The sequence below is a fragment of the Leptolyngbya sp. FACHB-711 genome, assembly GCF_014695615.1.
In the GTDB taxonomy this organism is placed as follows: domain Bacteria; phylum Cyanobacteriota; class Cyanobacteriia; order Elainellales; family Elainellaceae; genus Leptolyngbya_A.
Genome location: NZ_JACJOR010000156.1, coordinates 1 through 3,962, shown reverse-complemented (window position 1 = coordinate 3,962; position 3,962 = coordinate 1). Strand labels below are relative to the sequence as shown.

The window sequence follows — 3,962 nt, the reverse complement described above, 5'->3', positions numbered from 1 at the left end:
CGTACTGTAAATGCTCTTCCCAAAGTGCTTGCAAAGACTCCTGGGCTGGTGTCAAATTGGTAGTTGCTTGTAAATTTGCTTGTCCGTCTACAGTTTGCTGTTTGACCATGATTAAATACTCCTGGTTCTATTTATCTAAAGTGTCTTGAGTTCCAATGCTTGACTGCTTTCAGATGCTTGTGATGTTAGTGAATTTGTTTCAATGGACGTATAAGCATTCAGCGCCTGTTTCGCGAATTAGTTTGGCGGTTTTTTCTCCTTCTGCGTCGCGTCTACCGGAGAACACGACTTTTGCTTCAGCAGCACCGAGCGCGCGCTGCTTCGCAGATACCACAAGGGTCGCCGTTGCTCTGCCAATTCCCGATGTGCCGCCTGTAACTAACGCCACTTTATCTTGCAGTATCATTTTGTTTCTCCTGTTTCAATCAAGATTGACCTTCAGCAATGAACTGACGAGATCACCGACGACCAATCCGATTGCTCTGGGAAACGGGTTCGGATGCCTCGTCGCGTTTGAACACTTTGTAGGGGATCGCCAGGAACACGGGTATTGCAACTAGCACTGATAGCGCCCCGTAGGTGGCGTGATACTCGCTGATTGTGAACAGAGCCGGTGTGGTCACAGCACTTCCAGTGATGTTGAACAGGAGTATGCTACCGATGTTGTTCGCGAAGTGTACGCCGATGGCGAGTTCAGTGGTTCCGTCAATCAACGAGACCACGGTCCACAACAGACCCGGAACGAGGAAGTAGTTGGAGAAGACCGTGAGCCAGCCGCCTGCGCTCACCTCCGGGTTTAAAAGGTGCGGCAGGGTGAATACCACGGCCGCCACGAGCGCCAGAAAAACGCGGCTGGTCGAGATCATGCTCGCCCCCTGCACGATGTACCCGCGATAGAAAAGCTCCTCAGTGGTCGTCTGGATCGCGGTGAAGACCAGTGCCAGTGGCACGAAGAGCGCGAACGTCGCCAGGTCGAAGTTGAAGGAAAAGGTGTCGGGGTAGAAGAGGTACTGTCCCAGCCCACCTATCAGACACGCTGGAACGGACCACGCCACAAACCCCTGACCGATGCGACGCCAGTCGATCCGCTCCCGCGCCGTAATCAGTGTCCGGGGGTAGCGGCGGTGGATAAGGGTAACGGCGATGAGAACCCCCGCCAGGAAAAACACGAAACCTACCATAACAAACAGGAACTTCCCGAAAGGACCAAGCACGTAGTAATCCGGTTGGCCGCTAAACGCGATCGCGACGAGTACGCTGGCACCAGTCCCGACCACCAGCCACGCAAAGAGAATGACCACTAGACCCAGAACATACCGCCACCCCCGATACTTACCCCACCGAGCAGCCTCCACATAAGTTGCGTTTTTCATGGGAATACATCCTGACTTTTGCAAATGATTTACCCTGCATTGCTGGTTTCAGCCTTGACTTCGGCTGGGATTACGAAAGCTCTTAATTCGACAATCTTGTTGCCGCGAAAGCGCCAGATGTCGCAGTACGAGAACCAGCCACATTCCCGTCTTAGGTTTAAGCGGCATAATGGTCCCGCGCACCGGATTCAGATCACCTTTGTCTGTGACCAACAACCTATATTCGTGCTGGTGCAGAGGGTTTGTTAGCTGGTTTTTGTTGCATCAAAAATGGAACTTTATGAGTTCAACGCCTTTTCGATACGACGATCGGGAATGAGCCACAGAACTGCAACCAGAACGTATAATGCACATGCAAACCAAGGGATTGCAAAAGCAAGTGGAATTGTAACTGCATAAATCAATACCGATGACTTGCCTTTAAAATTCCGACCAAGAGCGGTTGCAAGTGTGGAATCTTGACCGTGGTGAAAAACAAGTGTGCGAGTCAGAGTGAAGTAGGCGATCGCAGCCAACAATAGAACCACACCATAAAGCGCCACAGGCAAGGCAGCAAAGTGATTTTCACCCATCCATGTGGTGACAAAGGGAAATAATGATAACCAGAACAACAAATGTAGGTTTGCCCACAAAGTTGAACCATTCACTTGTCGGACTGCCTGAAACAGGTGATGGTGATTGTTCCAGTAAATACCAACATGCACGAAACTCAACACATAGCTTAGAAAGATTGGGATCAACGGACGTAGTGCAGCTAAATCTGACTCATGAGGTATTTTTAACTCCAGTACCATAATGGTGATAATAATAGCAATTACCCCATCACTGAATGCTTCTAACCTACTTTTAACCATTTTTGGGTATGCTCCTTGTTTACCGCGTTGTATAACTGCCGTTTGTAAAAATAGTGTCCGGTTATCCACTATCCATTCAGTATCTCTAAGTGGCAGCGGATCGCCTCAAACTTTGTATCAAGGTCGCTAGTCCATCCGCTTCAGCGATTTGCAATTTGTTAGCCTTACACGGTTGGGGAACGCTCCAGGGCTACTCGATCCCAATGTCCTAAGTTGGCTGCTGTCTCATAGGTGCTTTGGAGAAAAGCAAGGAGGTTTGCAATTACACAATCGGAGCAAGTTCAGAATCTGTGAATTTTGGAGGTTAAATACTGTCAAAGGTCAGCAACATCATGACATCTGCATGAGCTAACACGACATCGGGGTGGCGTTGAAGCGTCGTGTTATACTTCATGGCAAACTCATCGCCTGATTCATCGGGGCTGAGCAGTGTACGAATGTCACTGTCGATCGCTTCAATTGCCTCTGATGTAACAGATTCATCGGCATGAAGCAACTCATCGATTTGGATAATCAATTCTGAGAGTCGATGCAACCAGGCAAACTGCTTATGACTAATCACCAGTTGTAGCAATTCACCTCTAGAAACTTGCCCTCGAACTTGCTCATAGGTAAGACGCTCACTCTCTAGTAAAAGCTTGTGCAGATGCAGTAGTTTGATTCGTAACTCACTCAAGCGTTGATGTTGACTAATCTGATATTGAGATGTGTTAAGCATCAATCCGTCCCATCCTTCCTTCCTGGTAGTCGTTGATCGCTTGGGTAATTTCAGCTTCAGTGTTCATGACAAACGGACCGTAGCGCACGACTGGTTCGTTAAGGGGTACACCTGCAATCAGCAGAAGCTCTAGAGGGCGCTGAGCATCAGCAGGGTTGGAGATCGCCACATCTTCTCCATCTTGAGAAAAGAGCACCATCTGCCCATCATCACCAGGCGCTGGCTCTGTCCCAAACAACCCAGACCCCTCCAGTACATAGACAAAGGCGTTGTACTCTTTTGGTACAGGCTGGATCATCGTTGCCCCTGGTTGCAGTGTGAAGTGGAGGTAAGTTATCGGCGTGCGCGTCTGAATTACGGCTTTTGCCCCTAACGCTTCTCCCGCAATCACCCGCACCGTCATAAACCGATCTTCGGTTTGAGCGACCGGAATGTGAGCCGCTGGAATTTCCTGATAGCGGGGTGGCATCATTTTGTCTTGTTGTGGCAGATTGACCCATAATTGAATGCCGTGGAGCCGTCCACCAGTTTGGGTAAACATTGACTCCGGCATCTCGGAATGCACGACCCCGGCACCTGCTGTCATCCACTGGACGTCACCTGGATTTAGTAGCCCGGCGTGCCCCGCAGAATCTTTGTGTTCTAACCGTCCATCCAAGACATAGCTGACGGTTTCAAAGCCCCGGTGCGGATGATCGGGTGCACCTTTTGCCTGACCCGGCTTTAGATTAATCGGACCCAACTCGTCGAGGAGGAGAAACGGGTCAAATTCAGAGAAGCTACTTTTGGGAAAGGGCCGACGTACAAGAAATCCGGCCCCTTCGTGTGTTTCAACGCTGTTGATTACTCCGGCAACGGTTCGAGACGTTTGAGTGGGGACAGTCATAGAATTGCCTCTTCGGAACTAGTAGTTCACCAAATAAACTTTGCCTAGTTAGCATGCTTTAATTTAGGATAGAGATGCCCTAACCGAATGCGCGCACCTGCACTGGAAAATCTCCAATTGACCCTGGCTTT

Annotated in this window: 6 protein-coding genes; all 6 read right to left on the bottom strand. The window is 49.6% G+C overall.

The window, feature by feature from the left end:
* Positions 1–199 precede the first annotated feature (199 nt).
* The 6 genes from H6F80_RS05440 to H6F80_RS05420 all read right to left on the bottom strand — a co-directional run bounded on the left by H6F80_RS05440 (position 200) and on the right by H6F80_RS05420 (position 3,831).
* Positions 200–406 carry an SDR family NAD(P)-dependent oxidoreductase gene (locus H6F80_RS05440; RefSeq protein WP_190790583.1) on the bottom strand — a complete coding sequence of 69 codons (207 nt, stop codon included), beginning with the start codon at positions 404–406 and terminating at the stop codon, positions 200–202.
* Between the two features lie 52 nt (positions 407–458).
* Positions 459–1,373, bottom strand: a complete 915-nt coding sequence (locus H6F80_RS05435) for a CPBP family intramembrane glutamic endopeptidase (RefSeq protein WP_190790582.1) — start codon at positions 1,371–1,373, stop codon at positions 459–461.
* A gap of 278 nt (positions 1,374–1,651) precedes the next feature.
* Positions 1,652–2,296: a TMEM175 family protein gene (locus tag H6F80_RS05430; RefSeq protein WP_518523521.1), complete on the bottom strand. Its 645-nt coding sequence runs from the start codon at positions 2,294–2,296 to the stop codon at positions 1,652–1,654.
* 95 nt (positions 2,297–2,391) lie between these two features.
* Positions 2,392–2,490: a DUF5996 family protein gene (locus H6F80_RS30620; protein ID WP_518523522.1), complete on the bottom strand. Its 99-nt coding sequence runs from the start codon at positions 2,488–2,490 to the stop codon at positions 2,392–2,394.
* 41 nt (positions 2,491–2,531) lie between these two features.
* Positions 2,532–2,945: a hypothetical protein gene (locus H6F80_RS05425; protein WP_190790581.1), complete on the bottom strand. Its 414-nt coding sequence runs from the start codon at positions 2,943–2,945 to the stop codon at positions 2,532–2,534.
* Positions 2,938–3,831 carry a pirin family protein gene (locus H6F80_RS05420; RefSeq protein ID WP_190790580.1) on the bottom strand — a complete coding sequence of 298 codons (894 nt, stop codon included), beginning with the start codon at positions 3,829–3,831 and terminating at the stop codon, positions 2,938–2,940. The genes H6F80_RS05425 and H6F80_RS05420 overlap by 8 nt, the downstream gene beginning before the upstream one ends.
* Positions 3,832–3,962: the final 131 nt, after the last annotated feature.

What these genes read in the sequence shown, in the direction of transcription:
- H6F80_RS05440 (WP_190790583.1), bottom strand. Translation starts at nt 406, where the DNA reads ATGATACTGCAAGATAAAGTGGCGTTAGTTACAGGCGGCACATCGGGA.
- H6F80_RS05435 (WP_190790582.1), bottom strand. Translation starts at nt 1,373, where the DNA reads ATGAAAAACGCAACTTATGTGGAGGCTGCTCGGTGGGGTAAGTATCGG.
- H6F80_RS05425 (WP_190790581.1), bottom strand. Translation starts at nt 2,945, where the DNA reads ATGCTTAACACATCTCAATATCAGATTAGTCAACATCAACGCTTGAGT.
- H6F80_RS05420 (WP_190790580.1), bottom strand. Translation starts at nt 3,831, where the DNA reads ATGACTGTCCCCACTCAAACGTCTCGAACCGTTGCCGGAGTAATCAAC.